This window comes from Bradyrhizobium sp. 164 (genome assembly GCF_023073715.1).
In the GTDB taxonomy this organism is placed as follows: Bacteria; Pseudomonadota; Alphaproteobacteria; order Rhizobiales; family Xanthobacteraceae; genus Bradyrhizobium.
Map to the genome: position 1 here is coordinate 1 of NZ_JADPKA010000025.1, position 26,552 is coordinate 26,552.

Below are 26,552 nucleotides of genomic sequence, written 5' to 3' on the forward strand. Positions count from 1 at the left end.
ACCCCATCAGGCCTTGGCAGGACAAACTCCCAAGGCCTTCGCCGCTACCAAGACCACCGCGATCCAATCAGCGAATTATTGAACATCGACAGCAATGACGGGGAGATAGTCGGGAATCGGGTGGCGGCGGGTAGGGCAGTCTTGCGAAAGTCCTGGCCATGACAGCAACCGCACGCAAATCACCCCAGAAGCCATCCGCTGACCCTTCCGCCCAGGTCAACGCCCTCGACTGGCCGCAAATCACCGCCGAACTCGACGCCCAGGGTTGCGCTGTCCTGAAAGGCCTGCTGACGCCGGAGCAATGCCGTAGCATCGCCGCGCTCTATCCAGACGACACGCACTTCCGCAGCCGCATCGTCATGGGGCGCCACGGCTTTGGCCGCGGCGAATACAAGTACTTCTCTTATCCGCTCCCCGACCTGATTGCGCAATTGCGCCCCGTGCTTTATGCGCAGCTTCAGGGCGTCGCCAATCGCTGGAACGAGGCGATGGGGATCGACATCCGCTATCCCGCCGCGCATGCGGCGTTCCTCAAGCGCTGCCACGAAGCAGGCCAGAGCCGGCCGACGCCGCTGCTGCTGCAATATGAGGCCGGCGACTACAATTGCCTGCACCAGGATCTCTATGGTGAGCATGTGTTCCCGATCCAGGTCGCGATTCTGCTGTCAGAGCCGGGGCGCGACTTCACCGGCGGCGAATTCGTGCTGACCGAGCAGCGGCCGCGCATGCAGTCGCGCGCCGAGGTGGTGCCGCTGGCGCAGGGCGACGCCGTCGCCTTCGCCGTGCATCACCGCCCGGTGCAGGGGACACGCGGGACATACCGGGTTAACCTGCGTCACGGCGTCAGCCGGATTCGCTCCGGCCAGGGCCACACGCTGGGTGTGATCTTTCATGATGCCAAATGAGTGAGGCGATTGACTGCGGATTTGTTCGATAGCGTCGCCGAGGCGCAGCCATTGCGCGAGGAGATCGCTGACGGCGCCGTGCTGCTGCGCGGCTTCGTCACGCCGATCGAGAGCGAGTTGATCGAAGCCGTGCGCGCCATCGTGGCGCAATCGCCGTTTCGGCGCATGACCACGCCCGGCGGCTATCAGATGTCGGTGGCGATGACCAATTGCGGCGAGCGCGGCTGGATCACCGATCACACCGGCTATCGCTATGATCCAATCGATCCGCGAAACGGCGAGCATTGGCCGGCGATGCCGGCAGTATTCCGTGATCTCGCCCGCCGCGCGGCGGAGCAGGGCGGCTTCAAAGACTTCGCGCCCGATGCCTGCCTCGTCAACCGCTACGAGCCCGGCACGCGGCTGTCGCTGCATCAGGACAAGGACGAGCTCGACTATTCGGCCCCGATTGTCTCGGTCTCGCTCGGCCTGCCCGCAACCTTCCTGTTCGGTGGCTTGGCGCGCAGCGACAAGCCGCGCCGCTTCCGCCTCGTCCATGGTGACGTCGTGGTCTGGGGCGGGACTAGCAGGCTCGCTTATCACGGCGTCGCGCCGCTCGCCGACGGCGAGCATGCTCTGCTCGGCCGGAAGCGAATCAATTTGACGTTTCGACAAACACGCTAGTCCATCCCCTCATCCTGAGGAGCTTGCGAAGCAAGCGTCTCGAAGGATGGAGGCCCGAGCCGCCGCAGCGGGGGACCTCGTGGTTCGAGACGGCGCTTCGCGCCTCCTCACCATGAGGACAACTACGGCTTCGGCGGGTGAATGAACGCCCAGGGACTGACTTCGGAGTCCCGCGTCACTTCCACCGAGATCAGATACGGCCCGCCATGGGCGAGCGCCTTCTCCATCGCCGCCTTGAACTGGTCCGGCGCGGTGACGCGCGCAGCGGCAACGCCGAAGGATTCCGCGAGCTTGACGAAATCCGGATTGACGAGATCCGAAGCCACCACGCGGCCGTCAAACCGCTCGCGCTGGTCGCGGCGGACATTGCCGTAGGCGTTGTTGTTGAACACCAGCGTCACCACGCCGATGTTGAACTGCACGGCGGTCGAGAGCTCCTGCACGCCGAACATGAAGCCGCCGTCGCCGGTGATGGCGACGACGGGTTTGTCAGGGTTCGCGACCTTGGCGCCAAGCGCAGTCGGAAAGCCCGAGCCGAGCGTGCCCTGATAGCCTGACGTGATGAAGGTGCGCGGCTGATAGACCGGAAAGCCGTACCAGGAGGCGAAGCCGAACTGCGACAATTCATCTGTCACGATCGCATTCGCCGGCAGCACCTCGCGCAGGATGTTGAGATACGCCATCTGCGGCTGGATGCGCTGGATTTCCTGTTGCGCGGTTGCGGCGGCCTCGCGGATGTCTCCCCGCCGGCTGCGGCTTCTCGCATAGCCGGCCTTCTTCACGGCGGTGACGAGATCGGCCGTGCCAGCCTTGGCATCGGCGACGATGGCGGTATCGAAGGCGAGCCGCCGCATCTCGGCCGGATCGATATCGATCCGAATGGATTTCAGTCCCTTCGGCTGATAGGGCCAGCGAAAGCCAGAGGCCGGCAGCTCCGCGCGGGTGCCGATTGCGATCATCAAATCAGTGTTCGGCCACAGCTTATAGGCAGCAGCCATGGTGAGTCCGAGTTCGTGCGCATTGGAGACGATGCCGCGGCCGCTGCGAAAGGCAACGACGGGCGCATCGATCATCTCGGCGAGCTCGAGGATCTCCTCGCGCGCCTCGATCGCGCCGCTGCCGACGAAGATCATCGGCGCCTTGCTGGTCTTGATCAGCGCGGCGGCCTGCTTGATCAGGTCAGGATCAGGCAGCGGCGCGGGCAGCGGCTCCAGCATCTGTGCGGCGGCGGTTTCGGCGCGCTGGGTGAAGACGTCCCACGGCATCTCGACAGACGCAGGCCCACGCCGCCCCGACATCATCTCCTGAAAGGCGCGCGCGACGACCGTCGGCGCATTGCCGGGATATTCGATACGGTCTGCCCATTTCACATAAGTGCGCAGGGTCGCGAGCTGGTCCGGCATCTCGTGGAGATGGCCGCGACCCTTGCCCAAAAATGGCGTCGGCACCTGGCCGGTGACGCAGAGCACCGGCTCGTTGCAGCCGAACGCGGTGAGCAACGCCGCGCTGGCGTTGAGCACGCCGGGGCCAGGCACCACGCTGAACACGCCGGGCTTGCCGCTGGAGCGCGCATAGCCGAACGCCATGTAGCCGCAGGCCTGCTCGTGCCGCGCGCCGATCACCTTGAGCTGGGCTTGGTGGAAGGCATCGAACAGGCCGTAGACCTGCGCGCCGGGCAGGCCGAACACGGTGTCGACGCCGTGGGCGACGAGGCCGCTTACGATCGCTTCGCCGCCGGTGAGAGTGGTCATGGTGCTATTCCACTTCGATGGTTGATCAGGCTTCGTCGACGACGCCGTTGCGCAAGAGCCCGATGCCTTCTGCTTCGACCTCGACGATATCGCCCGGCCTCAGGTAGCGCGGCGGATCGAACCGCGCGCCGGCGCCGGTCGGCGTGCCGGTGACGATGATGTCGCCGGGGACGAGGGTGGCAAAGGTCGAGATATAGTTGATGAGGTAGCGGAACGGGAACATCAAGCGGCTGGTGCGATCGTCCTGCCTGAGCTCACCGTTGACATGCGTGGTGAGGCGAATGTCGGCGATCTGGGATTCCGTTGTATAGGGCACGAGCCATGGCCCGAGGCTGCCGCTGGAATCAAAGTTCTTGCCCTGCGTGACGTTGAACTTGGCATGACGCAGCCAGTCGCGCACCGAGCCTTCGTTGCAGAGTGTGAGCGCGGCGATGTGATCGAGCGCTGCGCTCTCCGCAATGTGCCGGCCTTCCTTGCCGATCACCAGCACGATCTCGCCTTCATAGTCGAGCTGTGCGGAGGCGCGCGGCCGCACCAGCGGCGTGCCATGGCCGACGAAGGAGCGTGGGCTCCGCATGAACATGCTCGGGTATTTCGGCGCGTCCTGGCCATCCTTGTACTCGGCGTTGCGATCGGGATAGTTGACGCCGATGCAGATGATCTTTTCCGGCGCGGGCACTGGCGGCAGAAAGGTGATCTCGCGGAGGGGATGATCCGGCGAGCGGCCTGCGGCTTCCTCGGCAAGGCTCGTCAGCTTCCCGGCCGCGATCACCTCGCGCAGCGTCGGAAAATCCTTGGCGTGGCGCGCGGAGAGATCGACCACGCCGCGATCGACGGCCGCGCCGTAGCGCGTTGCCCCCTCGACGGAATAGGTGGCGAGGCGAGGGAGTGTCATCAGTCTGCCACCAGCACGTCGGCCACGAATTTCGGCTCGCGCACGGCCTGGCCAGTGAAGGGCGAGCCCTGCTCGAACCAGGAGCGCGGCGCGGGGGCACCCCACAGCGTCTGCCGGCGCGGATCGCGCAGCGACCAGCGCAGCGGCTCGTGGTCGTGATCGCCCGTGAAGTAATCGCTGGTGTAGAGCTCGAGCCGGTGGCCGTCAGGGTCGCGCACATAAAGGAAGAACGCATTCGAGATGCCGTGGCGTCCGGGGCCGCGCTCGATGTTCTTCACGAAGCCCTGGGAGGCCATGACGTCGCAGAGATGGATGATGTTCATCGCCGTCGGCGTCCAATAGGCGAAGTGGTGCAGGCGAGGGCCCTTGCCGTTGGTGATGGCGAAGTCGTGGACGTTGCCCTTGCGATGCATCCAGGCTGCGGCGATACGTCCGTTCGGTCCGTCCTCCTCGGCATATTCGGTCAGCCGGAAGCCGAGCCGGGCGTAGAAATCGACGGTGTCCTGCACCTCGGCGGCGAAGACGTTGAAATGGTCGAGCCGCTGCGGGTGGCAGCCTCTGTAGAGATCGTAGCGGCGCAAGAGGTGTGGCCGGCGGTCCATCGCTGCATAGAGCTCGATCTGGAAGCCGAAGGGGTCCGTGAATTGCAGAGTGCGGCCCTGGAACGGCTGGTCCGCGAAGCCGTAGGCGAGACCGTTCTCGGAGAGGAATGCGGCCGCCTTGTCGAGATCCTTGTCGTTGCCGACCTTGAAGCCGAGCCGCGCGCAGGCGGGCGCTGCGGCCTTGCGCAGGACGAGCGAGTGATGCTGATGCTCTTCAGCTCCGCGCAAATAAACGACATTGTCGTCGGCGTCCTCGACATGCAGGCCAACAATGGTCTCGTAGAACTCGCGGCTCAGTTTCAGATCGGTGACGTCGAGCACGACATGGCTGGAGCGAATGATGTTGAACGGCGGCTCGAAGACGTGTTGCGGTATGGGCATTTGCGTTTCCCCTTGTATCAGTCATCCGGGGGGGCGGCTCGTTGAGCCGAACCCGGAATCTCGAGGTTCTCAGGTGCGCAATTGCGCACCATAGTTCGTGCTTCGCACGCCCCAAAACGACGGTTTTCCTAGATTCCCAGCTTCTGAATCTTGTGCGTGCCCCGCGCCAGCGAGACGTGCTTGGTTTCCATGTAGAAATCGAACGAATAGTCGCCGCCGTCGCGGCCGATGCCTGAGGCCTTCATGCCGCCGAACGGCGTCGGCAGGTGGCGGACGTTTTCCGAGTTCAGCCAGATCATGCCGGCCTCCAGCGCGTCCGCGACACGCAGGGCGCGGCCCATGTCGTTGGTCCAGACATAGCCGGTGAGGCCATAGCGAATGTCGTTGGCGATCTCGATCGCGTCCGCCTCGTCACGGAACGGCAACACGGTCAGGAAGGGGCCGAACACCTCCTCCTGCGCCACCCGCATCTTGCCATGCGCACCGGTCACCAGCGTCGGCTCGACGTAATGTCCGCCGCCGAGGCCGTCACAGGGCTTGCCGCCGACCGCGATCGTCGCGCCGTCCTGGCGCGCGACGTCGAAATAAGAGCAAACCTTTGCGAGGTGACGCTCGTGGATCAGCGGCCCGATCTCGGTTGCGGGATCGAGGGGGTGGCCGACCTTCAGCGCCTTCACGCGCGCGGTCAGCTTCTCCACGAATGTCTCGGCGATGCTCTGCTGAATCAGCAGGCGGCTGGAGGAGGTGCAGCGCTCGCCATTGAGCGAGTAGATCATGAACACCACCGCATCGAGCGCGCGGTCGAGATCGGCGTCATCGAACACGATCACGGGGTTCTTGCCGCCGAGCTCGAAATGCACGCGCTTCAAGGTCGGCGCGCCCTGGATCATGATCGCCGAGCCCGTCGCACTCTCGCCGACGAAGCCGATCGCCTTGATGGCGGGATGTTCGGTCAACGCCTTGCCGGCCTCTTCACCAAAGCCGTGCACGGTGTTGAGCACGCCATCGGGAATGCCGGCTTCCTTGACGAGCTTCGCCAGAATGGAGGCCGTCACCGGCGACCACTCGGCCGGCTTGTGCACGACGGTACAGCCGGCTGCCAGGGCAGGGGCGATCTTCCAGGTCGAGAGCATGAACGGCGTGTTCCACGGCGTGATCACGCCGACCGGGCCGATCGGCACGCGCGTCGAGACATTCCAGTGCTCGTCGCTCGGCGTGTTGAGGCCGTCGCGCGCCTCGGCGCATTTGTCGGCGAAGAACCGAAAGTTCTCGGCGGCGCGGATGGCGGCCTTGGCCATGAAGCGATAGGCTTGGCCGGTGTCGATGCATTCGAGCACCGCGATGTCATCGGCATTGTCCTCGATCGCGTCGGCGACCCGATGCAGCAGCTTGCGCCGCATAGCCGGGCCCATGTCGCGCCAGGATTTGAAGGCCAGCGCGGCAGCAGTGGCCGCACGATCGATGTCCTCGGCATTGCCGCGGGCGACGCTCGCGAGCGTCGCGCCATCGACCGGCGACTTGGTCTCGAAGGTCTCGCCAGAGATCGATGGCTCGATCTTGCCGTCGATGATGTGACCGATGCCGTCCGCGCGGAGCTTTTTCAGCAGCGGTGCGAGGCGGTCGCGGTTGGCCTGGAACACGTCGGCTTTTGGCGCGGGCTTATCCATTTGCGGCCTCCACTTTCAGGGCGTCGTGGATGTTGTTGCGCTTCCAGCTCGTGTCCTTGTCGTTGATCTGCATGTCGAACGACAAGGCGAACTTGCTGGCAGCGAAGACGGGGTCGAGATGTTTTGAGAGCGCCTGGAATACGTGCTCGCCGGCTTTCTGGCGCGTCTTGAGATCGCGGCCCTCGCCGATGCGCAATACCATGTCGAGAAAGCCGTAGTCCTGCCGCGCGTCCGCGATCGCGTAATGCTCGCACCTGACGGCGCGAACGCGGATGCCGCCGAGCGGGAAGATGCCGGTCTCGACCGCTGCCTTGCGCACGACTTCGCATACCAGGCCCATGTCGAGGCGGCCATCGAGATTGGCGGAATATTCGATGGTGAAATGCGGCATCGCGGTTTCACTCCCTGTCTTCTTATTGTCCGTCTAAGCGAAGTAGCAGCTCACCGAGCCGTAGGCGCCATAATCGGCCTGAATTGTGTCGCCCTTGCGGGTCTCGATCGGGCGGATGAAGGAGCCGGCGAGCACGACCTGTCCGGGCTCCAGCGCATGGCCGAGCGGTGCGATCTTGTTCGCGAGCCAGGCCACGGCGGTTGCGGGATGGTTGAGCACGCCGGCGGCAAGTCCGGTTTCCTCGAGCTGGCCGTTCCGGAAACACAGCGCGCCGATCCAGCGTAAATCGGCGTCCAGCGGCCGTATCGGCCGCCCGCCGAGCACGATGCCGGCATTCGCCGCGTTGTCGGCGATGGTGTCGAAAATCTTCCGCGTCGCTTTGGTCCTCGGATCGACCCGCTCGATGCGCGTGTCCAAAATCTCCAGCGCCGGCACCACGAAGTCGGTGGCGTTCAGCACGTCGAACATCGTGCAGCCGGGTCCTGAAAGGCGCTTGCTCATGACGAAGGCGAGCTCCGCCTCGACGCGCGTCGCGATGAAGCGCTCCGTCGGGACGGGGCCGCCATCAGCAAAGAACATGTCGTCGAGCAGCACGCCGGAATCCGGCTCGTCGATATCGAGCGCGCTCTGCATCGCCTTCGAGGTCAGGCCAATCTTGTGGCCTTTGACGATCCGCCCCTCGGCGATCTTGACGTCGACCCAAGCCTTCTGAATCGCGTAGGCGTCAGCGATGGTGATCCCAGGAAAATCCTGCGAGAGCTGCCGGATCTGCGTGCGAGTCTTCTCCGCCTGGTGCAGACGCCTCGCGCAAGCTTGGATATCGTCGTTGGAAAGCGCCATTTGTGATCTTACAAATCGGGGTGCCCGGAGATACTTAACATGTTAAATGAATGCGTCAAACACAATTCGCGCTTGCTGCATTGCGAAGATTTTGCAGCTTGAAAGGGTATCATGACGAAGAAACCCGCCGATCCCGCCGGCGAAAACGCGCCTGCCGCGCGGCAGGTGCCGATGCGCGACTTCTCGCGTTCACTGCCGATGTCGCTGCTGCGGGCACGCGAGGCGGTGATGCGGCAATTCCGCCCCTCACTGCGCGAGCACGGCTTGACCGAGCAGCAATGGCGCATCCTGCGCGCGCTGGCCGGCATCGAGGCGGCCGAGGTCACGGAACTCGCGCGCACGGCGTTCCTGCTCGGGCCGAGCCTGTCACGCATCCTGCGCGACCTCGAAGCGCGCAATCTGATCGAGCGCAAGACCGCCAAGGCGGACCAGCGCCGCAGCATGGTCTCGATCTCGAAAGAAGGCGTGAAGCTGATGGCCTCCGTGGCGCCGACGTCGGAGGCGATCTATGCCGAGATCACGCGACGCTTTGGCGCACGCAAACTCGTCGAGTTGCAGGACATGCTTGGCGAGCTCGAACAGAGTCTCGCAGGGCTCGGCAGCGGCGAGGGGGCAAGTGCCGAGGAGTGAAAGCTGATATGCGCGAGCGCGCGGTGCGAGCCATGGACATGGCCGCGTTTTTTCGCTCAAAGTGCCGCCCAAGCCGATCGCTGCAAAATCGGCAGCGGGTAGAGGTAAGCAGACCGTCATGGTCACCATTCAAGTCCAGAGGCTGATCGACTTCGTCAGCGAGGTCTTTGCGCATGCGCAGTCCTCGCCGGAGGAAGCCAGGCGCATCGCCACCTACCTCACAACAGCGAACCTGACCGGCCATGACAGTCACGGCGTGATCCGCGTGCCCGTCTACATCCGTTGGCAGAAATCCGGCGCGGTCGTGCCCAACCAGAACGCGGAAGTGGTGCTGGACACGCCCTCGCTCGCGGTGGTCGACGGCAAGTTCGGCTACGGCCAGACCGTGACGCCGCAGGCGGTTCGGATCGGCCTCGACAAGTGCAAGAAGGCGGGGCTTGCCGCGGTCGCGCTGCGCAACGCCGGCCATATCGGCCGTGTCGGCGACTGGGCCGAGATGGCTGCCGCCGAAGGGCTGATCTCGGTGCACTTCGTCAATGCGGCGGGCTCGCTGCTGGTTGCGCCGTTCGGCGGCGTCGAGAAGCGGCTGTCGACTGCGCCATATTGCGTCGGCATCCCCCGCGCGGGTCAGGATCCGATCGTGCTGGACTTCGCGACCTCGGTCGTCGCCGAAGGAAAGGTGCTGGTCGCAAGCCGTGGCGGCAAAAAGCTGCCGAAAGGCGCGCTGGTCGATTCCGACGGCAGCCTGAGCGAGGACCCAGTCGTGCTCTACGGCCCCTACACGCCGGCGGGACCGCGCGATCATACCAAGGGCACAGGCGCCATCCGTGCCTTCGGCGAGCACAAGGGATCGGGGCTCGCCTTCATATGCGAGCTCTTGGGCGGTGCGCTGACTGGAACCGGGGCCACATCGGGCGGGCGGCGCTTTGCCAACGGCATGCTGGCGTTCTATGTCGATCCGAAGGTGGTCGATACCTCCAACCTTTTCGACGACGAAGTCTCGCGCTATGTCGATTTCATACGCGCCACCAAGCCGATGGCCGACGTCGATCGGGTGCTGATTCCCGGCGATCCCGAGCGGAAAATCCGCGCGGAACGCACGAAAAACGGCATCCCCTTGCCGGATGACACCTGGGCGGCAATAGTGAACACGGCCCGCGAGGTCGGCGTCAGCGAAGTCAGCATCCAGAGGGCGACCGCATAGGTCTTGCGCCATTGCGAGCGTAGCGCGGCGATCCAGTTCGCGGTAACAGCGGGGTTGTGCTGTCGCGGCGCTCGTCATGGTGACGAAGGTTCAAACAACAAAGAAGGAAGGCAACGTGGCGAACAAGGTCAAGGAAATCTGGAAGTCGGGCAAGGCCGTGGTCAACGCGTGGCTCGCTATACCCTCTGGCTTCTCGGCCGAGATGGTCGCGCAATGCGGCTTCGACAGCGTCACCGTCGACATGCAGCATGGCGTGCAGGACTATCTGTCAATGGTCCAGTGCTTCCAGGCCATGGACAAGCATCCGATCACCCCGATGGTCCGCGTGCCCTGGAACGAGCCCGGCATCATCGGCAAGGTGCTCGACGGCGGCGCCTATGGCGTGATCTGCCCGATGGTCAATACGCCGCAGGAAGCCCGGAACCTGGTCTCCTATTCGAAATATCCGCCGAAGGGCGTGCGCTCCAACGGTCCGATCCGCGCCGGCATGTACGGCACCGCAGGCTCCTACCAGAAGACGGCCAACGACGAGATCGTGCTGCTGCCGATGATGGAGACCAGGACCGCGGTCGAGAACATGGAAGCGATCCTCGACGTCGAGGGCATCGACGGCGTCTATATCGGCCCGTCCGACCTCGGCTTCTCCTACGGCCTCGAGCCCAAGCTCGACCGCAGCGAGCCGGAGATCCTCGCGATCTACGAGAAGATCATCAAGGAGTGCGGCAAGCGCGGCCTCAACCCGGGCATCCATTGCAGCGGCGCCGAAGGCGCAGCGCGCGCCATCAATATGGGCTTCAAGCTGGTGACGTTGTCGAACGAGGTCGGTCTGATGACGACCTACGCCAAGATGCAGGTGAATGCGACCCGCAAGGAATCAGGCGGGAAGGCGTGATCTAGCGTGTCCCGGACGCGGTGCAGCGACAAAAGCGCGTTTACGCGCGTCTTTGACCGCTATGGCGATGCACCGCAGAGCCGCGACCCAGTTGCTGCGCAAGGCTGGCGTGACAAGGCTGACGTGACAATGGGCCCGGGATCAGCAGTGCATCCTTTCACGCTGCGCTGCGTCCGGCGCACGATATTTTGAAGACCCAAGGAGACCTCCCATGACCATTAGCCCCGTCATCCGCCTGCATCCCGATGATGGCGTGCTGATCGCGCGCGCGAGCCTGCCGCCCGGCACAATGGTCGCCGACGGCGTGATCACGGTCGATCGCATTCCCTCCGGCCACAAGGTCGCGATCAAGCCGATCGCATTGGGAGAGCCAATCAAGCGCTACGGCCAGATCATCGGCTTTGCCACGGTGCCGATCGCGCCGGGCCAGCACGTCCACACGCAGAATTGCGGCATGGGCGATTTCGCCAAGGACTATGCCTATTGCGCCGACGTCAAGCCGACGCCGAATTTCGACCTGCCGGCGACCTTCGAGGGCATCCGCCGTCCGGACGGCCGCGTCGCCACGCGCAACTATATCGGCATCCTCACCTCGGTGAATTGCAGCGCGCATGTCGCCAGTCTCGTTGCCGACGTCTTCAAGAAGAATCCCTTCACCGGCGACAACCCGCTGGCCGATTTCCCCAACGTCGACGGCGTGGTCGCGCTGACCCACAAGACCGGCTGCGGCATGACGCAGAACGAGCCGCTGGCGCTGCTCCGCCGCACGCTTGGTGGCTATGCGCGGCACGTCAATTTCTCTCACGTCATCGTGCTCGGCCTCGGTTGCGAGGTGAACCAGATCGGCGGCCTGATGGAAGAGCAGAAGCTCGCCGGCCGCCTGCGTGCGATGGACATCCAGGAGGTCGGCGGCACGCGCAAGACGGTGGAGGCGGGCATCGCCTTCGTGCGCGAGGCGCTCGCCGATGCCAACAAGGTCAGGCGCGAATCCGTGCCGGCAAGCGAGCTCACCGTGGCCCTGCAATGCGGCGGCTCGGACGGCTATTCCGGTGTATCAGCCAATCCCGCGCTCGGTGCTGCCAGCGACCTCGTCGTCCGTCACGGCGGCACCGTGATCCTGTCGGAAACGCCGGAGACCTATGGCGCCGAGCATCTGCTGACGCGCCGCGCCGTCAGCCGCGAGGTCGGCGAGAAGCTGGTCGACCTCATGCGCTGGTGGGACGAATACACCGCGCGCGAAGGCGCTGAGATGAACGCCAATCCAAGCCCCGGCAACAAGGCCGGCGGCCTCACCACCATCCTGGAAAAATCGCTCGGCGCAATGGCGAAGGCCGGCACCACCAATCTCGTCGAGGTGCTGCGCTACGCCGAGCCCGTCACCAAGAAGGGTTTTGTCTTTATGGACACGCCCGGCTACGACCCGGTTGCAGCGACCGGCCAGGTCGCAGGCGGCGCCAATCTCGTCTGCTTCACGACCGGGCGCGGCAGTGTGTTCGGCTGCAAGCCGGCGCCGTCGATCAAGCTCGCCACCAACACGCCCATGTACAAGCGCATGGAAGAGGACATGGACGTCAATTGCGGCACCATCCTCGAAGGCGAGGAGAGCGTCGAGCAGTGCGGCCAGCGCATCTTCGATCTCATCCTCAAGACGGCCTCGGGACAGCCGACCAAGAGCGAGAGTTTTGACTTTGGCGGCGCCGAGTTCGCGCCGTGGGTGTTAGGGGCGACGATGTAGTAAACCTGCAGCCTGCGCCATAGGCACGGTCTGCACGTTGTTAGTGCTTGATCGCGCTCACATCAGGTGTTCTGCTCAAAAAAGCTGCTGGAGCACCGCACCCCGTGTCGATCTACGTCGCACTACACCACGTCACGCACTACAAATACGACCGCCCGATCGATCTCGGCCCGCAGACCATCCGGTTGCGGCCGGCGCCGCATACTCGCACGCCGATCCTGAGCTATTCGCTCAAGGTCACGCCATCCAATCATTTCGTAAACTGGCAACAGGACCCGCAGGGCAATTGGCTCGCGCGCTACGTCTTCCCGGAGAAGACGACCGAGCTGAAATTCGAGGTCGATTTTACGGCGCAGATGACCGTGGTCAATCCGTTCGACTTCTTCGTCGAGCCTTATGCCGACAGCTTTCCGTTCGACTATCCGAAGGACCTGAAGACGGAGCTTGCGCCCTATCTCGAGACCATCAAGCCCGATCGCTTGTTTGCGCAATATCTCGATGCGATCCCGCAGGAAGCGCCGAACACCGTCAACTTCCTGGTCGATCTCAATCGCGAGCTCCAGAAGAAGATCCGGTACGTCATCCGCATGGAGCCGGGCGTGCAGTCTCCGGAGGAGACGCTCAGTTCCGGCGCCGGCTCGTGCCGCGATTCCGCCTGGCTCTTGATCCAGACCTTCCGCCATCTCGGGCTCGCCGCCCGTTTCGTCTCCGGCTATCTCGTCCAGATCCGTCCCGACATCGATCCGATCGAGGGGCCGCCGGAGGTTGAGAACGATTTCACCGATCTGCACGCCTGGGCCGAGGTCTACCTTCCGGGCGCGGGCTGGATCGGGTTCGACGCGACCTCCGGCATGCTCGCGGGCGAGGGGCACATCCCGGTTGCCGCAACACCGCATTATCGCTCGGCCGCGCCGATCTCCGGTGGCGCCGGCTTTGCCGAGGTCGAGTTCGCATTCGACATGAGCGTGAAGCGCATTCGCGAGGCGCCGCGCATCACAAAACCGTTCTCTGACGAAGCCTGGGCGCGGCTCAACGATCTCGGCGAGCAGGTCGACGGCGAACTTGCCGCCCACGACGTGCGGCTCACCATGGGCGGCGAGCCGACCTTCGTCTCGGTCGATGATCTTGAAGCGGCGGAATGGAACATCGACGCCGTCGGTCCGACCAAGCGCGCCGTTGCCGACGATCTGATCCGCCGCCTGCGCGTGCGGTTCGCGCCCGGCGGCCTGCTGCACTTCGGCCAGGGCAAATGGTATCCTGGCGAGACCCTGCCGCGCTGGGCGTTTGGCCTGTATTGGCGCAAGGACGGCGTGCCGATCTGGAAGAATGCGGATCTCATCGCCAGGATCGAGAACCCGGGGCGCGCTAACGTCAAGGACGCCGAGGCCTTCATGGAGGGCACGGTCGCACGGCTCGGCCTCGATCCCGGCTACATCATGCCGGCCTATGAAGATCCCGCCTATTGGTTGCAGAAGGAGGGGGAGCTTCCGATCAACGTCGATCCCTCGGATTCCAAGCTGTCCGATCCGGAAGCGCGCGCCCGAATGGCGCGGGTGTTCGACGAGGGGCTGAATACGCCAAAGGGCTTCGTGCTGCCGGTGCAGCGCTGGAACGCGGACGCGCCGCGCTGGCGCAGCGAGCGCTGGAAGCTGCGTCGCAAGCATCTGTTCTTGATGCCCGGCGATTCCCCGCTCGGCCTGCGATTGCCGCTCAGCGCGCTCGAATATATTCCGCCCGATCGCTATCCCTATATCGTCGAGCAGGATCCGATGGAGCCGCGCACCAAGCTGCCGGTGTTCGAGCGCATGCCACGCCTGCAATCGCCGCCGCCGCGACTGGCGCCGGACCGTCCCGACGCAGCGGAGCCGGTACGCACCGCGATGTCGATCGAAGTCCGCGACGGCGTGCTCTGCGCCTTCTTGCCGCCGGTCGAGCGCATCGAGGATTATCTGGAGCTGGTCGCGGCCCTCGAAGCCACGGCCGAGGAGATGCAGCTCCAGGTTCATGTCGAGGGTTATCCGCCGCCGTTCGATCCGCGCATCGACGTCATCAAGGTGACGCCTGACCCTGGCGTAATCGAGGTCAACGTCCAGCCGGCAAAGAATTGGCGTGAGGCTGTCGACATCACCGTCGGGCTCTATGAGGATGCCGCCAAGATCCGTCTCGGCGCCAACCGTTTCCTGATCGACGGCCGCCACACCGGCACCGGCGGCGGCAATCACGTCGTGGTCGGCGGCTCGTCACCGCAGGACTCGCCGTTCCTGCGGCGGCCCGATCTCTTGAAGAGCCTCGTGCTGTACTGGCAGCGGCATCCGTCGCTGTCCTATTTCTTCTCCGGCCTCTTCATCGGCCCGACCAGCCAGGCGCCGCGTATCGACGAGGCGCGCCACGACAGCATCTACGAGCTCGAGGTCGCGCTGTCGCATGTGCCGCCGCCCGGCACCCAGACGCCGCTGTGGCTGGTGGATCGCCTGTTCCGGCATCTGCTGGTCGACATCACCGGCAACACCCACCGTGCCGAGATCTGCATCGACAAGCTCTATTCGCCGGAAGGTTCGACCGGGCGCCTCGGCCTGGTCGAATTCCGCGCGCTCGAAATGCCGCCTGATCCGCGCATGTCGCTGGCTCAGCAGCTCCTGATCCGCGCGCTGATCGCAAGGTTCTGGCGCGAGCCGCTGACAGGCAAGTTCGTGCGCTGGGGCACCGCGCTGCATGACCGCTACATGCTGCCGCATTTCATCTGGGAGGATTTTCATGACGTGCTCACCGAGCTGAAGCAGTTCGGTTATTCCTTCGAGCCGGAATGGTATCTGGCCCAGCTCGAATTCCGCTTCCCCGGCTTCGGCCGGGTCCATCATGGCGGCGTGACACTGGAGCTGCGCCAGGCGCTGGAGCCCTGGCACGTGCTCGGCGAGGAGGGCTCGGCCGGCGGCACGGTGCGCTATGTGGACTCATCGGTCGAGCGGCTTCAGGTTAAGGCCGAGGGATTCGTCGAGGGTCGCCACATTGTCACCTGCAACGGCCGCCGCCTGCCGATGACATCGACCGGCCGCTCGACGGAAGCCGTGGCCGGCGTCCGCTTCAAGGCCTGGCAGCCGGCCTCCGGCCTGCACCCGACCATTCCGGTCCATGCGCCGCTGACCTTCGACCTGATCGACATCTGGAACGGCCGCTCGCTGGGCGGCTGCGTCTACCACGTCGCCCATCCCGGCGGACGCAACTACGATACCAAGCCCGTCAACACCTATGAAGCCGAGGCGCGGCGGCTGGCGCGCTTCCAGGACCACGGCCATACCCCTGGGCCAATACAGCCGCCGCCCGAGGAACGCACAAATGAGTTTCCGCTGACCCTCGACTTGCGGACCCCGCTCCTGCAATGAGTATGATGGTGGGGCAGGGAGAGGCGCATGGCCGAGGGCGCAGCCGAGCAGGACGACCAGGCGGGCAGGGCGCAAGGACTGCGTGAAGGCCAGCGCCGCCTTGCGCAATGGGTCCGCGATTATAGCCGCCTGCCTGGCATCCCCGACGAGTTCCTGGGACCCGACGGCGCCCCGCGGGCGGTCTGGAGCCGCTTCTTCGATGCCTTCGGCGCGCTCGCGCCCGACGAGGTCGAGCGTCGCTTTGGCATGGCCGACCGCCATCTCCGCGAGGCCGGCGTCACCTACCGCGCCCCAGGCGACAGTGCCGACCGGCCGTGGTCGATCAGCCATCTGCCGCTCCTGATCGACGAGGCCGACTGGAAGCAGCTCTCCGCTGGCATCACCCAGCGCGCCGAATTGCTCGAGCTCGTGCTGCGCGACATCTATGGCGAGGGGCGCCTCATCGCCGAGGGCGCACTGCCCGCGGCTGCGATCGCCGGCAGTCCCGAATATCTCCGCCCCGTCTGCGGCGTGCCGCCGCCCGGCGGGCGCTACCTCTCGATCTATGCCGCCGATGTCGGCCGCGGTCCTGACGGCCGCTGGTGGGTGCTTGGCGACCGCACGCAGGCGCCGTCGGGGGCCGGCTATGCGCTGGAGAACCGCCTGGTGCTCTCGCGCGCCTTCTCCGATCTCTACAAGTCGATGAATGTGCCGCGCGTCGCGCCGTTCTTCGAGGCGTTCCGCGATAGCCTGCGCGCGCGTGCCGACCGCGACGAGCCGCGGATCGGCGTGCTCACGCCGGGCAGCTTCAGCGAGACCTATTTCGAGCATGCGACGCTGGCGCGCTATCTCGGCTTCCTCCTGGTTGAGGGCGACGATCTCGCGGTCAGCGACAACCGCGTTCACATCCGCACCGTCGCCGGCCTGAAGCGGCTCGACGTGCTCTTGCGCCGCGTCGATTCCAACTCGCTCGACCCGCTCGAGCTCGACGCGTCCTCGCATCTCGGCGTGCCGGGGCTGATCGACGTGCTGCGCAAGGACGGCGTCGTCATCGCCAACATGCCGGGCTCGGGCGTGCCGGAAGCACGGGCGCTGCTCGGCTTCCTGCCGGCGCTGAGCCGCCGCCTGCTCGGCGAGGAGCTGAAGATGCCGCACATCGCGACCTGGTGGTGCGGCCAGCGCGCGGCGCGCGACGAGGTGCTGGCGCGGCTCGACGAGGTCGCGATCGAGGGTGCCTACCGACGCGGCGTTCCCGGCTTCGACAGCACGGGACCGGTGCTCGCGAGCGAGTTGGATGCGAGCGAGCGCCAGCGCCTGGTCGATGCGATCACCGCGCGCGGCATGGACTATGTCGGTCAGGAGGTGGTGCGGCTCTCGACCATGCCGGTGTGGGAGCAGGGCCAGCTCACGCCGCGGCCGTTCGTGCTGCGCGTGTTCGCAGCCGCCACGCCCGATGGCTGGGCCATCATGCCCGGCGGCTTCTGCCGGATCGCCGAGCAGGCCGACGCGCGCGCGGTATCGATGGGCGACGGTGCCCGCGCCGCCGACGTCTGGGTCGTCTCGGACAAGCAGGTCTCGACCGCGACGCTGCTGCCGGCGACCGACAAGGTGCGCATCCGCCGCATCGCCGGCGTGCTGCCGAGCCGCGCCGCCGACAATCTGTTCTGGCTCGGCCGCTATCTGGAACGCGCCGAGGCGACGCTGCGCCTGGTGCGCGCGTTGGGATCGCCGAGCGGGCCCAACAAGGGCAGCTCGGCTACGATGCAGTCGATTGAACGGATCCAGCGCCTGCTGGTCGCATGGGGCGCGGTCTCGCAAACCTCGCGCGCGGCGCCTGGACCTATCGTCGCCGAAGCGCTGCAGAGCCCGGAGCGTTTCGGCTCGTCGCTGTCGCTGGTCCGCGCGGCGCAGCGCACGGCGACCTCGTTGCGCGAGCGCCTCTCGCCTGATGCCTGGCAGGTCATCACCGAGATGGCCGAGCGCCTCGCCCACGAGGTCGAGGACGACGACAGCGTCTTGAGCGCGGCCGAGCTCACTTTGCAGGAGCTCGCGAGCTTTGCAGGCCTCGCGCAGGAGAACATGAACCGCGCCGCCGGCTGGCGCTTTCTCGACATCGGCCGCCGCGTCGAGCGCGCCGTCAACACCACGCGCTTCACGCGTCAATTCGCCTATGACGAGGCCGGCGACGAGGATCTCGACATCCTGCTGACGCTGGTGGATTGCCAGATCACCTACCGCTCGCGCTATCTGCTGGCGCCGGTCCTGGCGCCGGTACGCGACCTCGCCGTGCTCGATCCCTACAATCCGCGTTCGGTGGCGTTCCAGGTGACGACGCTCAACGAGCACATCGCCGCGCTGCCGAGCCTGAAGGAGCACGGCCTGATCGAGAAGCCGCAGCGGCTTGCAGTGGCGATGCAGGCGATGCTCGCGACCGCGGAGGCCGAGAAGCTCGAGGTCAAGACGCTGTTCGCGCTGGAGCAGGATCTGCTCAGCCTCGCGGAGGCGATCGGGCAGCACTATTTCCCGCACGGCCCCAATGCCAGCCGGCCGGAAAAGTTGACGGGGCTGGCGTGATCTACGACATCCGTCACGTCACGACTTACGAATATGAGAGTCCGGTCAGCTTCGCCCGCTGCACGCTGCGGCTGGAGCCGAACAGCGGCAATGGCCAGGAACTGATCTCACACCACGTCGAGATCCGTCCGCGTCCGGCCGAGCGCAATCTCCGCCGCGATTTCTTTGGCACGCTCACCGAGAGCGTGGTGATCGAAGCTGCGCACCGCAACTTGCGGATCGATTCTCGATCACGTGTGTCCGTCTCGCGACAGCCGCCAGCGCGTGATGCGGAAAGCCCGGCCTGGGAAAGCATTCGCGACATTGCCTTCGAGGCGACGAGCCTCGGGCCGTCCTCGCCAGTCGGCTATGTCTTTGCGAGCCCGCTGGTGCCGGTGTTGCATCCGCTCAGCGCCTACGCGGCGATGAGCTTTGCGCCCGGCGCCGGCATCCTCAAAGGTGCAGCCAATCTCATGCACCGCATCCGCAGCGATTTTCGCTACGACCCAAAGGCGACGGTGATCTCGACGCCGCTCGGCGAGGTCTTCGACAAGCGTCACGGCGTCTGCCAGGATTTTGCTCATGTGATGATCGCAGGGTTGCGCGGGCTCGGCCTGCCTGCAGCCTATGTCAGCGGTTATCTGCGTACCGTTCCGCTGGCGGGCCAGCCGCGTCTGCAAGGTGCCGACGCCACCCACGCTTGGGTGTCGCTGTGGTGCGGGCCGGAGCTCGGCTGGGTCGATTTCGATCCCACCAACGATCTCCTGGTCGCAAATGACCATATCGTGCTCGCGGTCGGGCGCGATTTTTCCGACGTGTCGCCGGTCGACGGCATCATCGTCGGCTCGCCGAAGCAGAAACTCGGCGTCGCCGTGGATGTGCTGCTGGTGGAATGACCGCAATCTTGCGGTTTGGACGGAAGCGACCCTAAGATGTATCGCGCCGCAACTGCAACTGAGATATGACGCAGCGCAACGGCAACATATTTTCGTGTTTTCGTGCCGGGATTTGGTCAGTCGGCCCAAGATGGGCTATGCTCGCTCGTGCGTCGAGGACAAGAATGAGGCGTCGGGAGTTGGTATGGAACACCAGCGACAGACGGGGCTGCATCCATGATGACGTTACCGAGACTGGCGGCCGAGACCCTCGAGAAGATGCTGGGCTCGTTCATGCGTCGCCGGTACGACGAGACCTCTGCCAGGATGCTGGAAGGCTCGACGCGCACCGCGATGGAATGCATCGGCAACAGCGACGCGCTGTATCACAACATCGAGCATACGATGCTGGTGACTCTGGCCGCCCAGGCGATCCTCATGGGACGTAATCTCCATGCGCATCTTGCCGCGGAGGACTACCTCCATATCCTGATCGCCTGCCTTGCGCACGATATCGGCTATGTTCGCGGCCTGTTTCCTGAGGATGACGAAGACGGTTTCATCATCGACGAGGCGGGAACCAAGGTGTCGCTGCCGCGGGGCGCGTCGGATGCCAGTCTGATGATGTATCACGTTGATCGCTCCAAACTCTTTGTGCGGCGGCGGCTGCCGCCGATCCGCGGCCTCGACTCTGAGCGTGTCGCGCGCGCCATCGAGGGCACGCGGTTTCCTGCCCGCGAGGGCCAGGACTATGACAAGGACGCCTCGATCCTGCGCGCCGCCGATTTCATCGGCCAGCTCGGCGATCCCAACTATCTGCGCAAGGCCAACGCGCTCTATTACGAGTTCGAGGAGGTCGGCATCAACCGCCAGCTCGGCTACGACTCGCCCGCCGACATCGTCAACCGCTACCCACAGTTCTACTGGAACAGCGTCGCGCCGCACATCCAGACCGAGATCGGCTATCTCAACAAGACCGAGATCGGCCGGCAGTGGATCGCCAATCTTTACAGCAACGTGTTCCGCGCCGAACGCGACATCTCGCTGTCCGGTCCGCAGAAATGAGATCGAGCTCGAAGCTCGGATGAGCGCAGCGATATCCGGGTTCAGCATGCCTCATCCCGGATGTCGCTTCGCTGGTCCGGACTATGATAGCGAACAGCTTGGCGAAAAAATCATGCAACACAAAACGATCGCCACCGACATCCTCGAGATCGCCTATCTCGACTATGGCCCGATCGACGGCTGGCCCTGCATCATGGGCCACGGCTTTCCCTACGATGTGAACGCCTACGCCGAGGCCGCACCGATCATTGCACGGGCCGGCGCGCGGGTGCTGGTGCCCTGGCTGCGCGGCTACGGGCCGACGCGGTTTCGTGCTGCCGGGACGCTGCGCTCCGGCGAACAGGCGGCGCTTGGCGTGGATCTCCTGGCCTTCATGGACGCCCTCGGCATCAAGCGCGCGGTCGTCGGCGGCTATGACTGGGGCGGACGCGCCGCCTGCGTGGTTTCGGCGCTCTATCCGGAGCGCGTGATCGCCCTCGTCTCCGGCAATTCCTACAACATCCAGAACATCGCCCGCGCGATGGAGCCGGCCTCGCCGGCCGAAGAGGCCGCGCTCTGGTATCAATATCTCTTCCACAACGAGCGCGGCCGCCGCGCGCTGGAGCGCAACCGGCGCGGCTTTGCGCGTCAGCTCTGGTCGATGTGGTCGCCGAAATGGACGTTCGACGAGGCGACGTTCGAGAAAAGCGCGCTATCCTTCGACAATCCTGATTTTGTCGATGTCGTGATCCATTCCTACCGCCACCGCTATGCGCTTGTTGACGGCGACCCCGCCTATGCCGCGATCGAGGCCAAGCTCGCCGCGCAGCCGCCGATCCGCGTCCCGACCATCGCAATCGACGGCGACAGCGACGGCGTCAATCCTGGCACCGCCCATCACGCGCGCAAGTTCGAGGGGTTGTTCGAGCGGCGCGTCTTCACGAATGCGGGTCATAATTTGCCGCAGGAGCGGCCGGTCGAATGGGCGAGGGCCGTGCTCGACGTCCGGAAAGCGGCCGCATAGAGCCCGTTTCTAGTCTCGCGGCTGGCTTGTCTGTCATGCTTCCGATTTTTCCTGATTCTGGGAACCTTTTCCGATTGCAGCCGTCCAAGCTGTGGGGCCGCCTCTGTGTTGCGGCTCGTCGCAAGGGGAGGATCTAGATGAAGTCACAAGTGCGCAAGCTGGAACGTGTCGCGGTTGCGCAGAGGCCAACCGAACGGCCTGATCGGGCGGAGGTCGAGCAAGCGGTCCGGACCATGATCCGCTGGGCGGGCGATGATCCCGCGCGCGACGGCCTGCGCGATACACCGGATCGGGTTGCGCGTGCCTTCGAAGAATATTTTTCCGGCTATGCGCTGGATCCAACCGAAATCCTGCAAAAGACCTTCGAGGAAATCGAGGGCTATGACGAGATGATCGTCCTGCGCGGCGTCCGCTTCGAAAGCCATTGCGAGCACCACATGGCGCCGATCGTCGGCCGCGCCTGGGTTGCCTATATTCCGCAAGGGCGCGTGGTCGGCATCTCAAAGCTGGCGCGCGTGGTGGACATCTATGCGAAACGCCTCCAGATCCAGGAGAAGATGACCGCGCAGATCGCCAATACCATCAACGACGTGCTGAAGCCCGAAGGCGTCGGCGTCATCATCAAGGCGACGCATCACTGCATGACCACGCGCGGTGCGCACAAGCCCGGGACCGATCTCGTCACCAGCCGCATGCTGGGCGTGTTCCGCGACAATGCGCTGACACGTCAGGAGCTGTTGGGGCTGGCCAATTCGGACGATTGATCCGCGCTTGCTCAAGGAGATGACGCCATGACCGAGGACAATAAGCCGAGCGGACCCGATCTGGCCAGGGGCGTATCACTGACCGCGTTCGAGGACGGCAAATTGCTCGGCCACGTCGGCGAGGAAGACGTCCTGCTGGTGCAGGCCGGCAGCGAGATTTTTGCGATCGAGCCGGCCTGCAGCCACTACCACGGCCCGCTCGCCGATGGTCTGGTGGTCGGCGACACCATCCGCTGTCCCTGGCATCACGCCTGCTTCTCCCTGCGCACAGGCGAAGCCACCCGCCCGCCGGCGCTGAACGCGCTGGCGGTGTGGGAGGTCACGCGCGATCGGGACAACATCGTCGTCCAGCGCAAGCGCGACGCACCGAAGCCGTCGGCAGCGCATCGCAGCGCGTCGACGCCGGAGAAATTCGTGATCATCGGCGGCGGCGCGGCTGGCTTCGCCGCGGCCGACACGCTCCGGCGCGAGGGCTTTGCCGGTGCCATCACCATGCTCAGCAATGACGGCGCGATGCCGGTCGACCGGCCCAACCTCTCAAAGGATTACCTCGCCGGCAACGCGCCAGAGGATTGGCTGCCGCTGCGGGCCGAGGATTATTATCACGACGCGGGCATCGATCTCAGGCTCAACACGAACGTCTCCGCCATTGATCCGCAGGCGCGCAACGTCACGCTGGGCAATGGCGACAGACTGCCGTTCGACAAGCTGCTGCTGGCGACCGGGGCCGAGCCGGTCAAGTTGCAGATCCCGGGCGCGGACCAGCCGCGCGTCCACACCTTGCGCTCGGTTGCCGATAGCCGCGCCATCATCACGGCCGCAGGGACCGCCAAGCGCGCCCTGGTGATCGGCGCCAGTTTTATCGGCCTCGAAGTCGCAGCTTCCTTGCGGGCGCGGAAGATCGAGGTGCATGTGGTCGCGCCCGAGCAACGGCCGATGCAGCGCGTGCTCGGCTCGGAGATGGGCGACTTCGTTCGCGCACTGCACGAAGAAAACGGTGTGATCTTCCACCTCGAGGACACCGTGGAGAAGCTCGAGGGCGCACGCGCCACGCTGAAGAGCGGCGGCGTCATCGAGGCCGATCTCGTCGTGGTCGGCATCGGCGTCAAGCCGCGTCTCGCGCTCGCCGAGCAGGCGGGTCTTGCCGCCGATCGCGGCGTGAGCGTGAACGAATATCTGGAGACCAGCGCATCCGGCATCTTCGCCGTCGGCGACATCGCGCGCTGGCCCGATCCGCACTCAGGCCAGAACATCCGCGTCGAGCATTGGGTCGTTGCCGAGCGCCAGGGCCAGACCGCAGCGCGCAACATGCTCGGCAAGCGCGAGCGCTTCGACGCGGTGCCGTTCTTCTGGTCCCAGCATTACGATGTGCCGATCAACTATGTCGGCCACGCCGAGAGCTTTGACGATATAGTGATCGACGGCAGCATCCCGGGCAAGGACTGCCTGCTGAAGTACCGCAAGGGCGCCCGCGTGCTCGCGGTTGCTTCGATTTACCGTGATCTCGACAATCTCAAGGCCGAGCTCGGGATGGAGCGGTCGCGCACCTGAAGCCAAGCATCGGGTTTGACCCTCAACTCCTCACGTTACAGGCGCTGGAGGCGCTCCATCAGCAACTCGACGCAAGACCGTCTGGCGCAACTCCGCTGATCTGATGTGCTGACAAAAAACAGCACGCAGCGCGTTCGCTTCGCGCGGAGATGATCACCGGGGAGAAACCATGAAATCCGCCTTGGTCCTGGCCGCAGCGCTGGCTTCCGCCTGTCTGTTCACGCCCGTCGCCGCGCAAAAATCCTACGGTCCGGGCGTCACCGACACCGAGATCAAGATCGGCAATACCATGCCCTATAGCGGCCCGGCCTCGCCGCTCAGCATCACCGGCAGGGTGATCGCGGCCTATTTCGATGAGGTCAACGAGAAGGGCGGGGTCAATGGCCGCAAGCTCAATCTGATTTCCCTGGACGACGCCTTCTCCCCGCCCAAGACCATGGAAGCGGCGCGGCGGCTGGTCGAAGGCGATGGCGTCGCCTTCATCTTCGCCACCATGGGCACCGCGCCGAGCTCGGCGATCGCAAAGTACCTGAACAGCAACAAGGTGCCGCAGCTGTTCCTGATCAGTTCGGCCTCGAAATGGAACGATCCCGCCAACATGCCCTGGTCAATGGCGCTGCCATGGGCGCCGAACTACACCAGCGAAGCGGCGATCGACGTCGCCTATGCCCGTGCCAAGAATCCGAATGCGCGCTTTGCGGTGCTCTATCAGAACGACGACGCTGGGAAGGAATATCTGCGCGGCGTCAAGGAAGCGCTCGGTGCCGACGCCGACAAGGCGATCGCGATGGCCTCGAGCTTCGAGGTTGCCGACCCCACAGTCGATTCCCAGGTGCTGACGCTCGCCAATACCAAGGCCGACGTCTTCATGATCTATTCGGTGACGCCGCGCGCCTGCGCGCAGGCGATCCGCAAGGCGCATGAGGTCGGCTGGCAGCCGACGCGCTTCCTCGCCTCCGGCTGCGCCAACAAGGCGACCGTGATGGTGCCGGCCGGCCTCGATGCCGGCAAGGGCGTGCTGTCGCTCGGCGCGCTCAAGCCGTTCGTCGCCGAGCCCAAGAACGATCCGGCGATGACGGCCTATATCGATTTCATGAAGAAGCGCCTGCCCAATGCAGACATCAACAACGTCGCCGGCCTCTACGGCTACACCGTGGCCGAGGCGCTGGTGGTCCTGCTCAAGCAGTGCAAGGACAATCTGACGCGCGAGAACATCATGGCGCAGGCGTCGAACCTGAAGAACGTGCCGCTGTCGCTGCTGATGCCCGGCATCACCCTCAACACCACCCCGCAGGATTTCCGCCCGATCAAAGACGGCTACATGCTCCAGTTCGACGGCAACGACTGGGTCGTGGCGAGCGAGCTGCTGCGCGGTACCTGACGCGCCGGCCGAGCGAACGGGAGGATACGATGGATTTTCAACACTCCGCCCGTTCGCTCGAGCTCCAGGACCGCGTCCGCCAATTCATGCGGACGCATGTCGAGCCCGTCGAGGAGCTCTATTACGAGCAGGTCAAGCCGGAGGCCGCGCGCTACAAGACGCCGCAGGTGCTTCAGGACCTGAAGAAGCTGGCGCGGGAGCACGGGCTCTGGAACCTGTTTCTCTCCGGCGAGCACGGACCGGGCCTCAGCAACCTCGACTACGCGCCCGTGAAGGAGATCATGGGCCGCATCCTCTGGGCGCCCGAGGTCTTCAACTGCTCGGCCCCTGATGTCGGCAACATGGAGGTGCTGGCGAACTACGGCACGCCCGCGCAGCAGGAGCGCTGGCTGAAGCCGCTGCTGGAAGGGCGCATCCGCTCCGGCTTCTCGATGACGGAGCCGCAGGTCGCCTCCAGCGATGCCACCAATATCCAGTGCGAGATCCGCCGCGACGGCGACGATTACGTCATCAATGGCCGCAAATGGTTCACGTCAGGCGCCATGAACGAGGATTGCGAGATCCTGATCGTGATGGGCAAGACCGCGCCCGATCATCCCGACCGCCACCGCCAGCAATCCATGATCCTGGTGCCCAAGGCGACGCCTGGCGTGCGCATCGTCCGCGATATGCTGACCTACGGCTATGACGACGCGCCGGTCGGCCATCCCGAGATCGTCTACGACAACGTCCGTGTGCCCGCTGAGAACATCCTGCTCGGCGAGGGCCGCGGTTTCGAGATCGCGCAGGGGCGGCTCGGGCCCGGCCGCATCCACCATTGCATGCGGCTGATCGGCTGTGCTCAGCGCGCGCTGGAACTGATGTGCCGGCGAGCGACTTCCCGTCTTGCCTTCGGCAAGCCGCTGGCGGAGCAGGGCTCGGTGCGCGAGGACATCGCGCACTCCTTCTGCGAGATTGCGCAGGCGCGGCTGCTCACGCTGCAAGCCGCCGATAAGATGGACCGCGACGGCAACAAGGCCGCGCGCGACCTGATCGCCGCCGCCAAGATCGTGGTGCCCAGCATGGCCGCCCGCGTCATCGATCGCGCCATCCAGATCCACGGGGCTGCCGGCGTCTCGCAGGACACGTTCCTTGCGCGTGCTTACGTCTACGCCCGCTTCATCCGCATCGGCGACGGGCCGGACCAGGTGCATCTTGCGGCGGTGGGGAAGGAGCTGATCAGGCGCGGCGGGGTGACGGCGGGCTAGGGCTATTGCGCTCCTGCTCTCGGTCAGTCGGATAGCCAGGCTGCCCATGTCGAATGCAGGCGCACCGGGCCCACGTCTCCAGGGCTTGATAGCTCTCGCCCGAAAAAGACCGTGATGGCCACCGGAAGCGAGATCTCTGCGGCAGGGCGAAGTGCCTTCACTGTTACCCTCTTTTAGGGCGTGTGGGCTAAACACGCG

Annotated in this window: 21 protein-coding genes; 15 read left to right on the forward strand and 6 right to left on the reverse strand. The window is 65.0% G+C overall.

The genetic code is table 11. From position 1 onward, the window contains the following. The first annotated feature begins 158 nt into the window (after positions 1-158). Together IVB01_RS07855 and alkB are read left to right on the forward strand one after the other, a co-directional pair. Positions 159-905: a 2OG-Fe(II) oxygenase gene (locus IVB01_RS07855; RefSeq protein ID WP_247278932.1), complete on the forward strand. Its 747-nt coding sequence runs from the start codon at positions 159-161 to the stop codon at positions 903-905. A gap of 9 nt (positions 906-914) precedes the next feature. Continuing rightward, positions 915-1,568: a DNA oxidative demethylase AlkB gene (gene alkB / locus IVB01_RS07860; protein ID WP_247278931.1), complete on the forward strand. Its 654-nt coding sequence runs from the start codon at positions 915-917 to the stop codon at positions 1,566-1,568. A 122-nt stretch (positions 1,569-1,690) separates the two neighbouring features. On the opposite strand, the gene IVB01_RS07865 is transcribed toward alkB, so the two are convergent. The 6 genes from IVB01_RS07865 to hpaH form a co-directional block, all read right to left on the reverse strand. Continuing rightward, on the reverse strand, positions 1,691-3,319 hold the full coding sequence (locus tag IVB01_RS07865; protein WP_247278930.1) for a thiamine pyrophosphate-dependent enzyme: 1,629 nt from the start codon (positions 3,317-3,319) through the stop codon (positions 1,691-1,693). A 25-nt stretch (positions 3,320-3,344) separates the two neighbouring features. Beyond that, positions 3,345-4,214 (reverse strand): fumarylacetoacetate hydrolase family protein, encoded by an 870-nt coding sequence (locus IVB01_RS07870; RefSeq protein ID WP_247278929.1) that lies wholly within the window; start codon positions 4,212-4,214, stop codon positions 3,345-3,347. Next, on the reverse strand, positions 4,214-5,197 hold the full coding sequence (hpaD, locus tag IVB01_RS07875; protein WP_247278928.1) for a 3,4-dihydroxyphenylacetate 2,3-dioxygenase: 984 nt from the start codon (positions 5,195-5,197) through the stop codon (positions 4,214-4,216). The genes IVB01_RS07870 and hpaD overlap by 1 nt, the downstream gene beginning before the upstream one ends. Before the next feature lie 128 nt (positions 5,198-5,325). Continuing rightward, positions 5,326-6,864, reverse strand: coding sequence for a 5-carboxymethyl-2-hydroxymuconate semialdehyde dehydrogenase (hpaE, locus tag IVB01_RS07880; protein WP_247278927.1), 1,539 nt, complete (start codon positions 6,862-6,864; stop codon positions 5,326-5,328). Beyond that, positions 6,857-7,255 (reverse strand): 5-carboxymethyl-2-hydroxymuconate Delta-isomerase, encoded by a 399-nt coding sequence (locus IVB01_RS07885; protein ID WP_247278926.1) that lies wholly within the window; start codon positions 7,253-7,255, stop codon positions 6,857-6,859. Before IVB01_RS07885 ends, hpaE begins: the two co-directional genes overlap by 8 nt. A gap of 33 nt (positions 7,256-7,288) precedes the next feature. Next, the gene (gene hpaH, locus IVB01_RS07890; RefSeq protein WP_247278925.1) at positions 7,289-8,095 is read right to left on the reverse strand and encodes a 2-oxo-hept-4-ene-1,7-dioate hydratase; all 807 of its coding nucleotides are present in this window, start codon (positions 8,093-8,095) and stop codon (positions 7,289-7,291) included. Positions 8,096-8,206: 111 nt separating this feature from the next. On the opposite strand from hpaH, the gene hpaR reads away from it, so the two are divergent. The 13 genes from hpaR (at position 8,207) to IVB01_RS07955 (ending at position 26,354) form a co-directional block, all read left to right on the forward strand. Then, a complete protein-coding gene (gene hpaR / locus IVB01_RS07895) occupies positions 8,207-8,725 on the forward strand; it encodes a homoprotocatechuate degradation operon regulator HpaR (RefSeq protein WP_247278924.1) in 519 nt (172 codons plus the stop codon). Positions 8,726-8,843: 118 nt separating this feature from the next. After that, complete coding sequence (locus tag IVB01_RS07900) at positions 8,844-9,929, forward strand: malate/lactate/ureidoglycolate dehydrogenase (protein WP_247278923.1); 1,086 nt, start codon at positions 8,844-8,846, stop codon at positions 9,927-9,929. 115 nt (positions 9,930-10,044) lie between these two features. Continuing rightward, on the forward strand, positions 10,045-10,821 hold the full coding sequence (locus IVB01_RS07905) for an aldolase/citrate lyase family protein (protein ID WP_247278922.1): 777 nt from the start codon (positions 10,045-10,047) through the stop codon (positions 10,819-10,821). A 211-nt stretch (positions 10,822-11,032) separates the two neighbouring features. Then, positions 11,033-12,556, forward strand: a complete 1,524-nt coding sequence (locus IVB01_RS07910; RefSeq protein ID WP_247419323.1) for an altronate dehydratase family protein — start codon at positions 11,033-11,035, stop codon at positions 12,554-12,556. A gap of 104 nt (positions 12,557-12,660) precedes the next feature. After that, complete coding sequence (locus IVB01_RS07915) at positions 12,661-15,936, forward strand: transglutaminase family protein (protein ID WP_247494407.1); 3,276 nt, start codon at positions 12,661-12,663, stop codon at positions 15,934-15,936. 27 nt (positions 15,937-15,963) lie between these two features. Next, positions 15,964-18,489: a circularly permuted type 2 ATP-grasp protein gene (locus IVB01_RS07920; RefSeq protein WP_247448580.1), complete on the forward strand. Its 2,526-nt coding sequence runs from the start codon at positions 15,964-15,966 to the stop codon at positions 18,487-18,489. Next, positions 18,486-19,364: a transglutaminase family protein gene (locus IVB01_RS07925; protein WP_247278918.1), complete on the forward strand. Its 879-nt coding sequence runs from the start codon at positions 18,486-18,488 to the stop codon at positions 19,362-19,364. The genes IVB01_RS07920 and IVB01_RS07925 overlap by 4 nt, the downstream gene beginning before the upstream one ends. Before the next feature lie 216 nt (positions 19,365-19,580). Next, a complete protein-coding gene (locus IVB01_RS07930; protein ID WP_247278917.1) occupies positions 19,581-20,408 on the forward strand; it encodes an HD domain-containing protein in 828 nt (275 codons plus the stop codon). 112 nt (positions 20,409-20,520) lie between these two features. Continuing rightward, positions 20,521-21,411, forward strand: coding sequence for an alpha/beta hydrolase (locus IVB01_RS07935; RefSeq protein WP_247278916.1), 891 nt, complete (start codon positions 20,521-20,523; stop codon positions 21,409-21,411). Between the two features lie 137 nt (positions 21,412-21,548). Next, positions 21,549-22,175 (forward strand): GTP cyclohydrolase I FolE, encoded by a 627-nt coding sequence (gene folE / locus IVB01_RS07940; protein ID WP_247278915.1) that lies wholly within the window; start codon positions 21,549-21,551, stop codon positions 22,173-22,175. A gap of 27 nt (positions 22,176-22,202) precedes the next feature. Then, positions 22,203-23,726: an FAD-dependent oxidoreductase gene (locus IVB01_RS07945; RefSeq protein WP_247278914.1), complete on the forward strand. Its 1,524-nt coding sequence runs from the start codon at positions 22,203-22,205 to the stop codon at positions 23,724-23,726. Positions 23,727-23,895: 169 nt separating this feature from the next. Continuing rightward, positions 23,896-25,107, forward strand: coding sequence for an ABC transporter substrate-binding protein (locus tag IVB01_RS07950; RefSeq protein ID WP_247278913.1), 1,212 nt, complete (start codon positions 23,896-23,898; stop codon positions 25,105-25,107). A gap of 29 nt (positions 25,108-25,136) precedes the next feature. Further along, the gene (locus tag IVB01_RS07955) at positions 25,137-26,354 is read left to right on the forward strand and encodes an acyl-CoA dehydrogenase family protein (protein ID WP_247278912.1); all 1,218 of its coding nucleotides are present in this window, start codon (positions 25,137-25,139) and stop codon (positions 26,352-26,354) included. Positions 26,355-26,552: the final 198 nt, after the last annotated feature.